The sequence below is a fragment of the Ramlibacter sp. WS9 genome (genome assembly GCF_003797765.1).
In the GTDB taxonomy this organism is placed as follows: Bacteria; Pseudomonadota; Gammaproteobacteria; order Burkholderiales; family Burkholderiaceae_C; genus Ramlibacter.
In genome coordinates this window covers 168,085-184,323 of record NZ_RKMB01000004.1, presented here as the reverse complement: position 1 = coordinate 184,323, position 16,239 = coordinate 168,085, and the positions used below count along the sequence as shown (strand labels likewise).

At 65.2% G+C, this 16,239-nt stretch carries 14 protein-coding genes; 9 read left to right on the top strand and 5 right to left on the bottom strand.

The features are described from left to right. Window positions 1-31: 31 nt before the first annotated feature. A complete protein-coding gene (locus tag EEB15_RS08950; RefSeq protein WP_141509488.1) occupies window positions 32-733 on the top strand; it encodes a hypothetical protein in 702 nt (233 codons plus the stop codon). Window positions 734-794: 61 nt separating this feature from the next. Here the strand turns inward: EEB15_RS08950 and ligD are convergent, their stop codons facing one another. Next, the gene (ligD, locus tag EEB15_RS08945; protein WP_141509487.1) at window positions 795-3,344 is read right to left on the bottom strand and encodes a DNA ligase D; all 2,550 of its coding nucleotides are present in this window, start codon (window positions 3,342-3,344) and stop codon (window positions 795-797) included. A 210-nt stretch (window positions 3,345-3,554) separates the two neighbouring features. Beyond that, window positions 3,555-4,553, bottom strand: coding sequence for a PA2169 family four-helix-bundle protein (locus tag EEB15_RS08940; RefSeq protein ID WP_141509486.1), 999 nt, complete (start codon window positions 4,551-4,553; stop codon window positions 3,555-3,557). Window positions 4,554-4,825: 272 nt separating this feature from the next. Between EEB15_RS08940 and EEB15_RS08935 the strand changes: the two genes are divergently transcribed. Further along, complete coding sequence (locus EEB15_RS08935; protein ID WP_141509485.1) at window positions 4,826-5,287, top strand: hypothetical protein; 462 nt, start codon at window positions 4,826-4,828, stop codon at window positions 5,285-5,287. Further along, entirely contained in the window at window positions 5,284-6,180 is an 897-nt protein-coding gene (locus tag EEB15_RS08930; protein ID WP_141509484.1) for a hypothetical protein, read from the top strand. Before EEB15_RS08935 ends, EEB15_RS08930 begins: the two co-directional genes overlap by 4 nt. Window positions 6,181-6,187: 7 nt before the next feature. On the opposite strand, the gene metK is transcribed toward EEB15_RS08930, so the two are convergent. Further along, window positions 6,188-7,369, bottom strand: coding sequence for a methionine adenosyltransferase (gene metK / locus EEB15_RS08925; RefSeq protein ID WP_141509483.1), 1,182 nt, complete (start codon window positions 7,367-7,369; stop codon window positions 6,188-6,190). Between the two features lie 134 nt (window positions 7,370-7,503). Between metK and EEB15_RS08920 the strand changes: the two genes are divergently transcribed. Both EEB15_RS08920 and EEB15_RS08915 read left to right on the top strand, forming a co-directional pair. Further along, a complete protein-coding gene (locus EEB15_RS08920) occupies window positions 7,504-8,328 on the top strand; it encodes a lysophospholipid acyltransferase family protein (protein ID WP_141509482.1) in 825 nt (274 codons plus the stop codon). Next, the gene (locus tag EEB15_RS08915) at window positions 8,325-9,188 is read left to right on the top strand and encodes a lipid A biosynthesis acyltransferase (RefSeq protein ID WP_141509481.1); all 864 of its coding nucleotides are present in this window, start codon (window positions 8,325-8,327) and stop codon (window positions 9,186-9,188) included. Before EEB15_RS08920 ends, EEB15_RS08915 begins: the two co-directional genes overlap by 4 nt. 3 nt (window positions 9,189-9,191) lie before the next feature. Here EEB15_RS08915 and EEB15_RS08910 read toward each other — a convergent pair whose 3' ends face one another. Both EEB15_RS08910 and yihA read right to left on the bottom strand, forming a co-directional pair. Continuing rightward, entirely contained in the window at window positions 9,192-10,085 is an 894-nt protein-coding gene (locus EEB15_RS08910) for an alpha/beta fold hydrolase (protein ID WP_141509480.1), read from the bottom strand. Next, window positions 10,082-10,771: a ribosome biogenesis GTP-binding protein YihA/YsxC gene (yihA, locus tag EEB15_RS08905; protein WP_141509479.1), complete on the bottom strand. Its 690-nt coding sequence runs from the start codon at window positions 10,769-10,771 to the stop codon at window positions 10,082-10,084. The genes EEB15_RS08910 and yihA overlap by 4 nt, the downstream gene beginning before the upstream one ends. 84 nt (window positions 10,772-10,855) lie before the next feature. Here yihA and EEB15_RS08900 point away from each other — a divergent pair, with 84 nt between their 5' ends. The 4 genes from EEB15_RS08900 (at window position 10,856) to msrP (ending at window position 16,127) form a co-directional block, all read left to right on the top strand. Then, the gene (locus tag EEB15_RS08900; RefSeq protein WP_141509478.1) at window positions 10,856-11,533 is read left to right on the top strand and encodes a cytochrome c; all 678 of its coding nucleotides are present in this window, start codon (window positions 10,856-10,858) and stop codon (window positions 11,531-11,533) included. 103 nt (window positions 11,534-11,636) lie between these two features. Further along, the gene (locus EEB15_RS08895; RefSeq protein WP_141509477.1) at window positions 11,637-13,757 is read left to right on the top strand and encodes a cytochrome c biogenesis protein ResB; all 2,121 of its coding nucleotides are present in this window, start codon (window positions 11,637-11,639) and stop codon (window positions 13,755-13,757) included. Then, complete coding sequence (ccsB, locus tag EEB15_RS08890) at window positions 13,754-15,079, top strand: c-type cytochrome biogenesis protein CcsB (protein WP_141509476.1); 1,326 nt, start codon at window positions 13,754-13,756, stop codon at window positions 15,077-15,079. Before EEB15_RS08895 ends, ccsB begins: the two co-directional genes overlap by 4 nt. Window positions 15,080-15,125: 46 nt before the next feature. Next, window positions 15,126-16,127 (top strand): protein-methionine-sulfoxide reductase catalytic subunit MsrP, encoded by a 1,002-nt coding sequence (gene msrP, locus EEB15_RS08885; RefSeq protein WP_141509475.1) that lies wholly within the window; start codon window positions 15,126-15,128, stop codon window positions 16,125-16,127. The last annotated feature ends 112 nt before the right edge of the window (window positions 16,128-16,239 follow it).

The following is a 16,239-nucleotide window of genomic DNA, read 5'->3' as shown; positions in this document are numbered from 1 at the left end:
AGCTCTGGGGCTGTGAAATACTTCGGAATTCATGACATCCACAGTCCCTTCAGAGCAGCCGCGAACAGCGCTGCCGCCTCCTGACAGCCAGGCCGAAGCGGCCCGTTACGCGCTGTTGCGCCGACTGGCGCCGTCGATGCGCCATCACCTGGTCGTCAACCTGCAGCCGATCGGCATGATCTATGAGGTGATGGACCGGCGCCTGCGCGCAGCCGAACCCGATCTGGCGGAAGTGCACGACAGCGCGCACAAGATCAACGGCTTCGCGCGCGCGGCCTTGGCGTCATGCCTGGACGTGGTCACTTGGCTGGCGCCCGAAGAAGAGGCGCTCATCACCGCGGCCGACGGCGTGCGTGAATGCTTCAGCCTGGTGGCGACCAGCCTGACGTTTCGCGGATACGCACTGCGTAACGAAGTTCCTGCCGTCTCCGGCCAGGTCCGCCGCTCGGCCGTGCGCAATGTGCTGACGGCGGCGTTGCTCCATGCCACAGATGAAAATCCGGCACCGGCCGATCTCGTCCTCACGACCGAACCGGACGCCGGCGCGCTCGTGCTGGCACTCACGCTGAGGCCCACCGACGGTGACAAGGGCTTTTCCCCAGAACCGCCTTATCGCGCGTTGCGGTGGAGCGATGTGGAAGCGCTGGCCGCCGCGGAGTCCGTCGCGCTGTCACGCGAGGGGCGGCAAAAGATGCGCCTGTCTATTCCGTGGACGCGCGCCGCAGCGGCTTGAGCGCGCCCGCATCTGCTTGATCAACGCCGGGACTTCCCCGGCATCGCTCGCGGCTCTTCCTTCAGGCCCGCCGGAAGCCAAGGGCCTTCATTGCGGCGCCCAGTGCGGTGCGGCTTGCCTCGTAGTCGGCCCAGGGCTCGTTGCCCTCGTCCAGCCGCGTGTGCACGCTGCGCACCGTCCAGTGCGCGCCGCCCTTGAGGCCCTGAAGTTCTTCCCAGCGCACCGGCACCGAGATACCCAGCCCGGGCCGCGACCGCGCCGACCAGGCGCACACCGTCGTCGCGCCGTAGCCGTTGCGCAGGTAGTCGATGAAGATCTTGCCGATGCGGTTGCTGCCGCCGCTCTTGGCGACGAACCGGTCGGGAATGGTGCGCGCCAGGTGCTGGACGATCGCCTGCGAGAAGTCCTTGACCGTGTCCCAGTCGAGCTGTTTCTTCAGCGGCACCACCAGGTGCAGGCCTTTGCCGCCGCTGGTCTTCAGGAAGGCGGGCAAGCCCAGCTCCTGCAAGAACGCATGGACCAGCTGCGCGGCCTGCTGCACTTCTGCCCACCCGACGCCTTCGCCTGGATCGAGGTCGAAGGTCATGCGGTCGGGCTTGTCGATGGCGGTCTTCACACCGTTCCAGGTGTGGAATTCGATGACGTTCATCTGCGCCGCAGACAACAAACCTTCGGGCTTCGCCACTTCCAGCATGGCCGGATGGCCAGGGAAGAATGCGGGGTCGAGTTGCTCGATGCCGGGCATCTTGTAGCGCTCCGCATGCTTCTGGAAGAACAGCTCGCCGGCGATTCCCTGAGGCGCGCGCACCAGCGAAACTGGCCGGCCCTTGAGGTGCGGCATCATGAGCGGTGCAACCAAAGCGTAGTAGCGGACCAGCTCGATTTTCGTCAGCCCCGACTCCGCGTCGATCACGCGATCCGGGTTGCTGACGCGAAGCGACGGCGGCAGTTCGGCTTGCGGTGCGGTCCTTTCGGCGGCGGGCTTCGCGGCCGATGGTCGAGCGGAGGTCTTGCGCGCGGGTTTGTCGACGGGCGCCGAGTGCTTGGGTTGTTCACGCACGATTGCCTTCGCCTTCTTGTCTTCGCGCAAGCCCTGGAACACGGAGTGGCGGATTCGGTTGTCGCGCGTCCATTCGCCGAACGACACCTCGCAGACCAGGTCAGGCCTTACCCAATGCGCGCCTCTTGGCAAGGCCGGGTTGGGCGCGAACGAGCCCTTGTCCGCGGCCACCGCATTCAGCCGTTTTTTGAGTTCGCGCAGAGACTTCTCATTGAAACCGGTTCCCACATTGCCGGCGTACTGCAGCGTGCCCTTGTCGTCGTACACGCCCAGCAACAGCGAGCCCAGCCCGGTTCGCGATCCCTTGGGGTCGGTGTAGCCGCCGATCACGAACTCCTGGCGATGCCCGCACTTGAGCTTGATCCAGTCGGACGACCGGCGGGTCACGTACGCCGAATTCTTCCGCTTGGCGATCACGCCTTCGAGGCCGAGCTTGCATGCGGACGCGACGACTTCGTCGGGCGGGGCGTCGAACACCGCGCTGAAGCGGACCTTCTCGTGGGGCTTGCGCAGGACGATGCGTTGCAGCACTGCGCGGCGCTCGACGAGCGGTACGTCGCGCAGGTCGTAACCGGCGCAATAGGGCAGGTCGAACAGGTAGTAGACGATGTCGCCGGTGCGGGCACTGTCGAAGGCGCCTTGCAGCGCCTGGAAGTCCGCGGCGCCGTGGGGACTGGGCACGATGATCTCGCCGTCGTACCAGCCGTCGGGAAGCTCCATCGCCAGCAGCGCTTGCAGGAGCTTGGGCAGCTTGTGCGTCCAGTCGTTGCCGTTGCGCGTGACCAGGGCTATTTTCTTGCCCTCGACGCGAGCGATCATCCGGTAGCCGTCGAACTTGATTTCGCAGAGCCAGTTGTCGGGGTCCCGTGGGGGTTCGTCCACCAAGGTGGCAAGCTGGGGTTGCAGCTGCTCGGGCAGGGCGGCCTTGCGTGCACCCACGGGCGGCCCGGATGCCGCGGCCGATGGCTTGTTCCATTGCGCCGGCCGGTCTGCCAGCTTCTTCACGCTGTCCGGCATTTCGTCGACGACGCTGAACTCGGACGCCGGCCGCACGAATTCATCCTTCTCCTTGATCAGCAGCCAGGGTTCCTGGCGCTCGTCGCCCCGGCCCTTCATGCGCACCAAGGTCCAGCGGCCGTACATCTTGTGGCCGTGCATCTCGAATTTGAGCTTGCCGTCCCGGTAGCCCTTGTGGGGGTCTTCCAGCGGGACCCAGACGCCCTTGTCCCAGATGATCACCTTGCCCGCGCCGTAATTCCCGGAGGGGATGGTGCCTTCGAACTTGTTGTACGAGAGGGGATGATCTTCCACGTGAACGGCCATGCGCTTGTCGGCCGGGTCGTAGCTGGGGCCCTTGGGCACGGCCCAGCTCTTCATCGTGCCTTCCAGCTCCAGCCGGAAGTCATAGTGCAACCGGGTGGCCCAGTGCTTCTGGATCACGAAGGCGCGCGCTTCCTCGTTGGGCGCGCCGCCTTCCGCCGGTTCTGGTGTGGCGTCGAAATTGCGCTTGTCGCGATAGGTCTTGAGGGGGCTGGATGAACGCTCGTCCATGGCTGCAGTCTTTCTGCGTCAACCATAGAAATGGCCATGCCCGGCCGGTGTAGGACAAGCCTGTTTCATGCCGTGGGAAGGTCGTGGAGCTTCGCGGCGCTCCGTGCGTGGGCACCGCGGAGCCGGCTTTGCCGGGCCGCTGGTGACGCCCCCTTGAGGGGGAGAGGGCAACGCCCGAGGGGGCATCGCCGCAGGCGCTTCGGGGGTGGGCTAATTCTTTCGCGCCTGGTCGCGCAGCATCTTGACCTGGTCGTGATTGCGCTGCAGGCCCTGCATCTGGCGTTCCACGATCAGCTTGACACCGGCAGGCAAGGGCTGCTTGAGCGCCTTCGTGTAGCGCGCCTTGGCGTTGTCCTCGCCGCGCTCGGCTTCCTCCAGCACCGCCTTGTCGTCGTAGGTGGAGAAAGTCGACTTCACGGCCACCCAGCCCCGGTGTATGGCACCGGCGGCGCTGCCGTGGTCGGTGTCGTTGCCGCCCAGCAAGCGAATCTGCTCATTGAGTTCCTGGGCGGCGCCCCGGCAGTCGTCGGCCCGTTGGAGGAACAGCGACTTGAGGTCGCCGCGCCGGGCCTGCTCGGCACAGGCCCTGAAGCCGTATTCGCCGTCCTTGCAGCATTCGGCCAGGTCTTGCAGCGCATCGACAACGTCGTCGCGGTCGCCACTCATGTTGCCGGCACTCTGTGCCGAACCCACCGCCGCCGCAACGCCTTGGCCTTCGGGCCGCGCGCCGCCGACCATGCCCATGCGATTGCTGCCGATGCGGTCCCAGGCCGCGCGTGCGGCAGGCTGGGCCCGGTTCCAGTCCAGGCTGGAACCGGCGCGGGCCGATGCCCATTCAGAAGCCAGCTGCGGCTCAGCGGTATCCCAGTCGCCCTGGTAGCGAGTGCGGCCTGTCAGGCCCAGCCGGTAGGCCGGTGAATAGTCGTCGAAGCTGCGCCCCTTTTCATAGTAGGGCTCGCGCGAGTGGTTCTCGCGCCAATAGGCTTCCTCGGCCGTCGGGTTCACCGCCTCGCCCACGGCTTTGCCCGCGAGACCCCCCACTACGGCGCCAACCACGCCGCCCACGGCAACGCCGACAGGCCCGCCGATGGCGCCGACCGTCGCGCCGGCCACTGCGCCGCCCGTTGCCCCGATGCCGGTGCCCACGGGGTGTGCGCCGGGTTCGTCGGTGATGGGGTCTCGATTGAGGTCTTTGTCTTCAGCAGCCATTGTTTGCTCCTTGTGTGTGGATGAAGGGAACGCACGCCACGCGCCGCGTGAGTGGGTCGGCCTGACGTGTACTTTCTCCATCCTTCGGCAGGTGGGCCGGCGTGGCAGTCAGCGAAGCAGGAGACCGACTGTAGGAGAAGGCCCCAATGCTGGAAATGTGGATTCGCCCGGCAGTCCGCACAGCCGGTTGCAGCGTTGTCCTACAGCTAAACCGCGCGGCTCGGCGCAATCTGTGGCAACGCGGAAAGGGTCGCGGCAGGAGACAAACAACCATGAGATATTCATTGCGCAAAACGCCTTCGCACCTGCACCTCGCGTACAAGTACGGTGAGGCGAGCGACGGGCTCCTGGGCCGAAACTTCGTCCTGGAAGTGGACGATCGCCAGCTGACGCTGAACATCGACCTGACGCCGAATTTCCACACACGGAACAAGGCGGCGTCCGCGTACCTGGACGCGGTCAGCCTCGCGCACAACCACCACAAGCTTCGCTTCCTGCAATGCAGCGACAACCTGGTGCGCGCCCGGCTGATCAAGGCCTGGGAGATTGTGCAGCAACCGCAGATGCGCATGTGCCTGGAACTCGGCCAGCGCGGGCACTACCTCTACGCGGTTCAGCCGCACTCCCTGTTCATGGGGGGCATCCAGCTCGACGTGCTGCAGGTGATGGAGGACTCGGATGCACCAATGCGCAGCCACTCTCACGAATTTCACACCGCAAGGATTCACGCATGAATGGATTTCAGAAGACAGCCCGCGCGGTCGTCAAGCTGGGGCTGGCACTGCTCGTAGCCTCCGGCGCCATGAACGTGCTGGCCGATGATGCCGCGTCGCTGCGCGCCAAACACCGCGAACTGCGCGAGGAGCTGCGCAGCAACAGCTTTCACCAGCCGATCCACATCGACTCCTCGGAAGAGGGAGGCACGGTGCGCGGCGATGTGTACGCCGTGCTGCAGCACCCGTTCGCGGAGTTCAGCCATTCGATGAAGGACCCCTCGGATTGGTGCGCGATCATGATCCTGCCTTTCAACACCAAGTACTGCCACGCGGTGGAAAACGGCGGCGGCACGACGCTGCAGGTGCGCATCGGGCGAAAGTTCGACCAACCGGTGCAGGATGCCTACCGGCTGGACTTCGCGTTGCGCCCCGTGGCCGCGACCGGTGACTTTTTTGAGAGCCGGCTCGATGCCAAGAGCGGCCCGGTGGGCACGCGCGACTACAAGATCATCGTTTCCGCCGTGCCGATCGAAGGTGGGCGGACCTTCATGCACCTGAACTACTCCTACGGCGTCGGTGCAGCCGGGCGTTTCGCCATGCAGGCCTACCTGTCCACCGCCGGGTCGGACAAGATTGGCTTCACGGTGACGGGCAAGGATGCCAATGGCCAACCGATGCACATCGGCGGCGTGCGCGGCGCGATCGAGCGCAACGCGATGCGCTACTTCCTGGCCATCGATGCGCACCTGGCTTCGCTGTCGTCACCCGCTGCCCAGCGGGTCGAAAAGAAGATACAGGCCTGGTTCAACAGCACCGAGCGCTATCCGCGCCAGTTGCGCGAGATGGACCGCTCGACCTACGTCGCCATGAAGCGCAACGAGTACGAGCGGGCCCAGACCCAGATTCAGTAGCGGCGGGCTACTTCAAGCCGGCGGCGGCGCGCAGCTGCGCAGCGCGGTCGGTGCGTTCCCACGTGAATTCCGGCTCTTCGCGGCCGAAGTGCCCGTAGGCGGCGGTCTTCTCGTAGATCGGGCGCAGCAGGTCGAGCATCTGGATGATGCCCTTCGGGCGCAGATCGAAATGGTCATGCACCAGCGAGGCGATCTGGTCGTCGGGAATGACGCCGGTGCCTTCGGTGTAGACCGTCACGTTCATGGGCTTGGCAACGCCAATCGCGTAAGCAACCTGGATCTGGCACTGGCGCGCGATGCCCGCGGCCACGATGTTCTTGGCGACGTAGCGGGCGGCATAGGCAGCCGAGCGGTCGACCTTTGAAGGATCCTTGCCCGAGAAAGCACCGCCGCCGTGGGGGCAGGCGCCGCCGTAGGTGTCGACGATGATCTTGCGGCCCGTGAGGCCGCAGTCGCCCTGCGGGCCGCCGATGACGAAGCGGCCGGTCGGGTTGATCAGGTACTTGGTGTCCTTCAGCCAATCCTTGGGCAACACCGGCTTGATGATCTCTTCGATGATGGCTTCGGTGAAGGAGGCCTTCATCTTGTGGCCGTCGCTCTGCTCGGGGCTGTGCTGCGACGACAGCACGACGGTGTCGATGCTGTGCGGTTTGCCGTCCACGTAGCGCATCGTCACCTGGCTCTTGGCGTCCGGCCGCAGGAAAGGCAGGCGCCCGTCCTTGCGCAGCTGGGCCTGGCGCTCGACCAGGCGGTGCGCGTAGTAGATCGGCGCGGGCATCAGCTCCGGCGTTTCGTCGCAGGCGTAGCCGAACATCAGGCCCTGGTCGCCGGCGCCGGTGTTGAGGTGGTCGTCGGATGCGTGGTCGACGCCCTGGGCGATGTCGTTGGACTGCTTGTCGTAGCAGACCATCACGGCGCAACCCTTGTAGTCGATGCCGTATTCGGTGTTGTCGTAGCCGATGCGTTTGATGGTGTCGCGCGCGACCTGGATGTAGTCGACGTGCGCGTTGGTGGTGATCTCGCCGGCCAGCACCACGAGGCCGGTGTTGGTCAGCGTTTCGGCCGCCACGCGGCTGCGCGGATCCTGCCGGAAGATCGCGTCCAGGATCGCATCGGAAATCTGGTCGGCCACTTTGTCCGGATGCCCTTCGGACACGGATTCGGAGGTAAAGAGAAAGTCGTTCGCCATTTGAATAAACTCCAGTGTTTGCTGTAAGGCGCGTTGCCTTGTGCCGGAGCTTGGGGCGAACGCTTTAGCAGTTCTTGTTTAACGTCGCCCTGCAAGTAGTTCATAACTCGGCGACGGCCCAATTCTAAACTCTTGTGAAAACCCTGTTCCGAGCGCTCGCACTGCTGCCGCTGCCTGTCCTGCATGCGTTCGGCGCCGCCCTGGGCTGGGTGTCTTTTTTGGCGTCCGCCACCTACCGGCAGCGGTTCGTCGCCAATGCCCGGCAGGCGGGTTATGGCCTGGCCCAGGTGCGCGCTGCTGTCGCGGAGGCGGGCAAGCTGGTCGCCGAAGCGCCCCGGCTGTGGTTCGGCCGTTCGCCCGCGATCGAGTGGGAAGGGGCGCAGTTGATCGACGCCGGCTTGGCGCTTGGCAAAGGCATCGTGTTCCTCACGCCGCACCTGGGCTGCTTCGAGGCCACCGCGCAGGGCTACGCAGCGCGGTACGGCCGAATCACCGTGCTTTACCGCCCGGCGCGCAAGGCATGGCTGCGAGACCTGGTGGATACGTCTCGGGCCCGGGCGAACCTGGCGACCGCCCCCACGACATTGGCCGGCGTGAAGCAAATGCTGAAAGCACTGAAGGCCGGCGAGGCCGTGGGCCTTCTGCCCGACCAGGTGCCGCCGCAGAACCTGGGTGTGTGGGCGCCGTTCTTCGACCGCCCGGCTTACACCATGACGCTCTCGGCGCGGCTGGCGCAGCAAACCGGCGCAACGGTGCTCCTGGCATGGGGGCAGAGGCTGGCGTGGGGACGCGGATTCCGCATCCACCTGCGCGCATGGCCGGGCGAGCTGCCGGGCACCCCGGCGGACGCCGCGGCCCAGGTCAATGCGCAGATGGAGCGGTTGGTGCGCGAATGCCCGCAGCAATACCTGTGGGGCTACGCCCGCTACAAGGAGCCGGCCCCCGGCCGTGCTGCATGAGTCATCTCGGCGTTGTGTTCATGCGGATGCTCGCGCACTTGCCGTTGCCGTGGGTGCGCGGCCTCGGGTGGCTGCTGGGCTGGGTGCTGTATTTCGTGGTCGTGCCGCGGCGGCGCGTCGTGGCGACGAACCTTGCGCTGTGCTTTCCGCAATGGACCCCCGAGCAGCGCCGCGCCTTGATCCCTCGTGTGTTCGTGAATGTGGCACGGGCCTGGCTGGACCGCAGTTGGCTGTGGCACGGAGACCCGGCCAATGCGCGCAAGCGCCTGGTCCTGTCCGGCGCGGTGGACGAACTGAAGGGCAGCCGACCCACGGTGATCTTCGCGCCCCATTTCGTCGGGATGGACGCCGGCTGGACCGCGCTCACCCAGCAACTGCCGCGCGCCTTCACGACCATCTACACCGACCAGGCCAACAAGGTGGTGGACGCATGGATCCTGGGCGGGCGCCGCCGGTTCGGCACGGGCCGGCTGTTCGGCAGGGCCGACGGCGTAAAGACGATCGTGTCGGCGTTGCGTGAAGGCGCGCCGCTCTATCTGCTGCCAGACATGAACTTCGGGCCAGAGGAGTCGATCTTCGTGCCGTTCTACGGCGTCCAGGCAGCGACCGTGCCGTCGCTTTCGCGCTTCGCGAAGCTGGGCCGCGCGAAGGTCGTGCCCGTCACCACACGAATGACAGCGAGGGGCTACGAGGTGCACGTGGGTCCGGCGTGGGAGGATTACCCTTCGAACGACATGACGGCCGACACAGCGCAAATGAACCTGCGGCTGCAGGGATACATCGATGCCATGCCCGACCAGTATTACTGGGTGCACAAGCGGTTCAAGAGCCGGCCCGAGGGCGAGCCAGCTCCGTATTGAACTTCAGGCGCGCGAGAAGAAGCTCGCGAGCCGGTCGATGACGAGCGCCGGCTGCTCATGGATGATCCAGTGGCTCGCGCCCTCGACCCTCTCCAACGTCAGCTGCGGAATGTAATCGTCCAGGCCGTCGATCAGCTCCGGCGGCAGAGCGGCGTCGTCCATGGCCCAGAGCACCAGCGTCGGCAGATCGACGGTGAGCATTTCGCGCGGCAGGTTGATCGCGGCCGCGGCGGCATCTTCCGGCCGCGGCGGGCGCACCGGCGAGGCGCGGTAGTAGTTGCAGCCGCCTTCCAGGCTGGCGTCCCACACGTCGCGGTATTGCTGCTTCACTGCATCGGTGAGCCAGGGTGCACCGCCCCCGTTCGTGAAGAACTCCCACAGCCGCCGATAGTCGTTTTCGCGCAGCAGCTTTTCCGCGTCGGGGCGGATGAGGAAGTTCATGTAGGCACTGGCGGCCTGCTGTTTGGCGTTGGACTTGAGCTCGCGCAGGAACGTGCCCGGGTGCGGCGAGTTGATGATTGCCAGCTTGCGCGCCAGGTGCGGCCGCTGGTTGGCCAAGCCCCACGCGACGGCGCCGCCCCAGTCGTGGGCGACCAGGCACTCGAGCGGTGCCCCCTCGATCTCGATCAGCGCGGCGATGTCCTGGACCAGGTACTTCGCACGGTACGCCTGGACCTCGGCGGGCTGCGATGACTTCTCGTAGCCGCGCAGGTTGGGCGCCACGCAGCGATACCCGCCGTTCTCCGCCAGAGCGAAATGCGCGATGACTTCGTCCCACACGAAAGCCGCTTCGGGAAAACCGTGCAGGAACACCAGGACCGGCCGCCCCCTCTCGCCCGCCGCGCGGCAACTGAGGGTGATGCCATGGGGGAGGGCCAGCGGGTACGTTTCGATCATGGGGCTTCAGGTGGGGCGTTGGGTGGGACTTCAGGATGGGCCCACTGCCAAAGCAGGAGCGACACGTCTTCGACGCCCTGCTTTTTCAGGGCGGAGAAGAGTCTCGCCTCGCCGCCGCCGGCTTGCAGTCGCGCAATGGACAGTGCCTTGTTCTGCTCGGCGCGGTTGAGCTTGTCGGCCTTGGTCAAAAGCAGCAGGAATTTCAGGCCCTCTTCGACGCGCGGCCGGATCACCTCCAGCAAGATGTCGTCCAGCTCGGTGAGGCCGTGGCGCGGGTCGCACATCAGCACCACGGCTTTGAGGTTTTCCCGCGTGACCAGGTAATTGGCCATGACCCGCTGCCAGCGCAGCTTGTCCTGTTTCGGCACGGCCGCGTAGCCGTAGCCGGGCAAGTCGGCCAGGATGGCGTCGGTGACGCCCTGCTTGCCCAGCGTGAACAGGTTGATGCTCTGCGTGCGGCCGGGCGTCTTGGAAGCGAACGCGAGCCGCTTTTGCTGGGTCAAAGTGTTGATGCAGGTCGACTTGCCCGCGTTCGAGCGGCCGACGAAAGCGATTTCCGGGACCTGAAGCGCCGGCAAAAACTCCAGCGTGGGTGCTGTCGTGAGGAAGCGGGCGGTGTGCATCCAGCCGCAGGCGGCAACCTTGGCGGCCTTGCTGTCTTGGGGGTGGCCCGGGGCCGCGGTCATGAGTTGCCTTTGGTGTGCGGGGAAACCCCGAGTGGGGCATTGTAGAATCACGAGGTTTTGCGCCAACGAACCGACCCCCAGAATATGAAGCCGTTTGCCCGCCTGTTGATCGCTGCCTTCCTGGCAGCCCCTGTATTGTCCGCCACTGCCGCCGACGAGAAGGCTGCCGCACCGGCCGCCTCCGCACCCGCGGCGGCCCCGGCCGCTCCCGCACCGGCCGCGAAGCCAGACCTGGCCCAAGGCAGCTCCAAGTACACCGCAGTGTGTGCAGCCTGCCACGGCGCGGACGGCAACTCCGGTGTGCCGGCCAACCCGAAGCTGGCGCAGCAGCACCCCGAGTACCTGGTCAAGCAGCTGCAGGAATTCAAGGCCGGCAAGCGCGCCAGCCCCGTGATGCAAGGCTTCGCGTCGCAACTGTCCGACGCCGACATGAAGAACGTCTCGTATTGGGCCGGCTCGCAGAAGGCCAAGGCCGGCTTTGCCAAGGACAAGGAACTGGTGAGCCTGGGCGAACGCATCTACCGCGGCGGCATCGCCGATCGCCAGGTTGCCGCCTGTGCCGGTTGCCACAGCCCCAACGGCGCCGGCGTTCCCGCCCAGTACCCGCGCCTGTCCGGCCAGCATGCCGACTACACGGCTGCCCAGCTCACCGCCTTCCGTGAAGGTGGCCGCAAGAACAGCCTGCAGATGACCCAGGTCGCCTCCAAGCTCAATGACCGTGAAATCAGGGCCGTGTCCGATTACATCGCCGGCTTGCGTTGATCGCCGGCGCCCCACAGTTGAACTAACCGCCGCCAAACACACCTAAAACAGGCGGGCGCCTCCGTGGAGGGCCCGCCTTTTTTTGGTTCATACGAAGCTCCACATGTCAGCCTCCACCCAGGGCATCAGCCTCAAGACCGAATCGCGCGCCCTGCGCTCGGCGGTGGAACTGCTGTCGTCGATGCGGTTCTCGATCTCGCTGTTTGTCGTGATCTGCATCGCGGCAATCATCGGCACGATCCTGAAGCAGCAGGAGCCCGCGGTCAACTACATGAACCAGTTCGGCCCGTTCTGGGGCCAGCTGTTCTTCACCGTCAAGCTCAACGCCATTTACAGCGCGTGGTGGTTCCTGCTGATCGTTGCGTGCCTGGTGGTGAGCACTTCGCTGTGCATCGCACGCAACACGCCCAAGATCTTTGCCGACCTGAAGGCATACAAGGAGAACCTGCGCGAGCAGAGCTTGAAGGCTTTCCATCACAAGGCACAGGGGCCGCTTGCCGATCCGCCGGAAGTGGCCGCGCAGCGCATCGGGAAGACCCTGGCGGGAGCCGGCTGGAAGGTGAAACTCCAGCAGCGCGACAACGGCTGGATGGTCGCCGCGAAAAAGGGCAGCGCCAACAAGCTGGGTTACCTGGCCGCCCACAGTGCCATCGTGCTGGTCTGCCTGGGCGGCGTCCTCGATGGCGACCTGATCGTGCGCACGCAGATGTGGCTGGGCGGCAAGACGGTGTATTCCGGTGGCGGCATGATCAGCGACGTCAAGCCGGAACACAGGCTGCCCGCGACCAATCCCACATTCCGGGGCAACTTGCTGGTCGCCGAGGGCACGCAGTCGGCCACGGCCGTCCTGAACCAGTCCGATGGGATCGTGCTGCAGGATCTGCCCTTCGCGATCGAGCTGAAGAAATTCATCATCGAGCATTACTCCACCGGCATGCCCAAGCTGTTCGCCAGCGAGATCGTGATCCACGACCGCGAAACCGGCGAGAAGATCCCGGCGCGCGTCGAGGTGAACCATCCGGCCCGCCATCGCGGCATCGAGATTTACCAGTCGAGCTTCGACGACGGCGGCTCGAGCGTGCGCCTGGCGGCGGTGCCGATGAATGGCAGCGCCAAGCCATTCGAGATCGAGGGCGTTGTCGGCGGCTCGTCGCAGCTCACCAAAGGGCAGGGCGACGGCGCGGAAAAGATGACGCTCGAATACACCGGCCTGCGTGTGATCAACGTCGAGAACTTCGGCGCGGGCGACAAGAGCGGTGTGGACGTGCGCAAGGTGGACCTGCGCGAGTCGATCGGCGCGCGGATGGGCGCGGCCAACAAGACGGCCACCAAGAAGGAATTGCGCAACGTCGGCCCCAGCATTATGTACAAGCTGCGCGACGCGGCGGGCCAGGCACGCGAGTTTCACAACTACATGCTGCCGGTCGACATGGGCGACGGCGGGCCGCCGGTCTACCTGATGGGACTGCGTGACACGCCGGCCGAGCAGTTCCGCTTCCTGCGCATCCCGGCCGACGACCGGGGCGGCCTGGACGGCTTCATGCAGCTGCGCGCTGCGTTGGCGGACCAGGGATTGCGTGACATGGCGGTGCGGCGTTATGCAGCCAAGGCGACCGATCCTTCGCGTCCCGAACTGGCCAATCAACTCGCGGCGTCCGCCGGCCGTGCCCTGACGCTTTTTGCTGGAGGCGTGGCGTCAACCCCAGGCGGCAAGCCGACCGGCGGGCTGCAGGCCATCTCCGATTTCATGGAAGCCAACGTGCCTGAGGCAGAGCGCGCCCGCGCCGGGGAAGTCCTGGTGCGCATCCTCAACGGCACCCTGTTCGAGCTGGCACAGCTGACCCGCGAGCGCGCCGGGCTGAAACCCTTGGAACTCAATGAAAAGACCCAGGCGTTCGTGACGCAAGCCGTGCTGGCGCTGAGCGACGTGCACATCTATCCTGCGCCGGTGGCCTTCCAGCTCAAGGACTTCACCCAGGTGCAGGCCAGCGTGTTCCAGGTGACGCGCGGCCCTGGGCGCAACATTGTTTACCTGGGATGCGCCTTGCTGATCCTGGGTGTTTTTGCGATGCTGTACGTCCGTGAGCGCCGGGTCTGGTTCTGGTTGACCGGGCGCGGCGATGGCACTGAAGCCACCATGGCCCTGTCGAGCAATCGCAAGACGATGGAAGCAGACCGCGAGTTCGCGCTGCTCAAGGAAAGACTGCTGGGGATCAAGACATGAACACCGCGACGACCACACTGACCTTGCACGAGGGTTATTTCTCGCGCCGAAACTGGTTCGACTGGCTCTTTGCGCTCGTCGTGGCGGTTGGCGGCCTCTACGCGTTCGCGAGCTATGCCAGCTACATGGACGTGTACGAAAAGGCAATCCTGATCGGCGCTGTGCCCTCGGCCATCTGGATTGGCTGGTTCTGGCGGCCACTGCGCACCTTGATGCTGGTCGTGGCCGGTTTCTCGCTTCTCGCGATTGTTGCCTACCAGGGCAGCCTGGCGCGGGCCGAGAGCGTGTTCTGGCTCAAGTACTTCCTGTCCAGTCAGTCGGCCATTCTCTGGATGAGCGTGCTGTTCTTCATGAGCACGGTCTTCTACTGGATCGGCATGTTCTCGCCGCGCCAAGGCGACGCGATGGAGCGGATCGGCTCGCGCATGGCCTGGGTTGCAGTCGGCATGGCGCTGCTGGGGACGATGGTGCGCTGGTACGAAAGCTACCTGATCGGCGCCGACGTCGGGCACATCCCGGTGAGCAATTTGTACGAAGTGTTCGTGCTGTTCTGCTGGCTCACCGCCACCTTCTATCTCTTCTTCGAAGACCAATACCAGACGCGTTCGTTGGGCGCCTTCGTCATGCTGGTCGTCAGCGCGGCGGTGGGTTTCCTGCTTTGGTACACCGTGGTGCGCGAAGCGCATGAAATCCAGCCGCTGGTGCCTGCGCTCAAGAGCTGGTGGATGAAGCTGCACGTTCCGGCCAATTTCATCGGCTACGGCACCTTCTCACTGTCGGCGATGGTGGCGTTCGCCTACCTGATCAAGCTGCAGGCTGGCGAAACACAGTTGCGCAAGCTCACGCCGCTTTGGCTACTCGGCATTGCGTTGTGCTTCGTGCCGATCGCCTTCCGCCAGCGCGGTGTCGCCGAAGCCGGCGGCAGCTACTGGGTCGTCTATGCGGTGATTTCCGCGGTGATCGCCGCGGGCATCTTGCTGGGCCGGCACCGGATCGCTGCACGCCTGCCGTCGCTCGAGATCCTCGACGACGTGATGTACAAGTCCATCGCCGTGGGCTTTGCCTTCTTCACCATCGCCACGGTGTTGGGCGCTTTGTGGGCCGCCGAGGCCTGGGGCGGCTACTGGAGCTGGGACCCCAAGGAAACCTGGGCGCTGATCGTCTGGCTCAACTACGCGGCCTGGCTGCACATGCGGCTGATGAAGGGCCTGCGCGGTGCCGTTTCTGCATGGTGGGCACTCGCCGGCCTGGCGGTGACCACATTCGCGTTCCTGGGCGTGAACATGTTCCTGTCGGGGCTGCACAGTTACGGCACGTTGTAAGAATCGCGGGTGCCGCCAGACCAACGGCCAGTAAAGGAAAAGCACCATGCTGATCAAGAGCCAACGCGACGGTTTCATCCACCCGCATTCCAGCGAAATCACCCCGCAATCGGTCTACCGCGACCGTCGGGACATGCTCAAGTTGATGGCCATCGGCGTTGCTGGGGCGGCAATGGCCTCTTGGGCCGTCCGCGAAGCGCTGGCGCAGGTACAAGTGCCCCGGCCCGGCAAGCTGGCTGCGCTGCCGGGCGCCAAGTCCGGCGTCGCGGGGGCGATGACCGTGGACAAGGTCACCGAATACAAGGATGCCGCCGCCTACAACAACTTCTACGAGTTCGGCACCGACAAGGCCGACCCCGCCAGGAACGCGCATACGCTCAAGACCACGCCTTGGACGGTGGAGATCGATGGCCTGGTCAAGAAGCCCGCGAAGTACTCGCTGGAGGACCTCATCAAGCTCAGCGCGCAGGAAGAACGCATTTACCGCCTGCGCTGTGTCGAGGGCTGGTCGATGGTGATCCCGTGGGTCGGCTATTCGATGAGCAAGCTGATCGAGAAAGTCGAGCCGCTCGGCAACGCGAAATTCGTCGAGTTCATCACCCAGGCCGATCCGAAGACCATGCCCTTCGTGGGCTCGCGCGTTCTGGACTGGCCCTATGTCGAAGGCCTGCGAATGGACGAGGCGATGCATCCGCTCACGTTGCTCACGTTCGGCATGTACGGAGAGGTGCTGCCCAACCAGAACGGCGCGCCGGTGCGGCTGGTCGTGCCATGGAAGTACGGCTTCAAGAGCGGCAAGAGCCTCGTGCGTATCCGCTTCACCGATCGGGAGCCCAAGACCGCCTGGAACAAGGCGGCCGCCAATGAGTACGGCTTCTATTCCAACGTCAATCCGAACGTCGACCACCCGCGCTGGTCGCAGGCAACGGAGCGCCGTATTGGCGAAGACGGCCTGTTCGCCAAGAAGCGCAAGACGTTGATGTTCAACGGCTACGAAGCACAAGTTGGCCAGCTGTACGCCGGCATGGACTTGAAGAAGAATTTCTGATGGAGCATAGGCCCACCCCCGAAGCGGCCTACGGCCGCCTCCCCCTCAAGGGGGCGCCACCAGCGGCCCGGCAAAGCCGGTTCCGCGGTGGCCCCGCAAAAGAAAGCTTCGT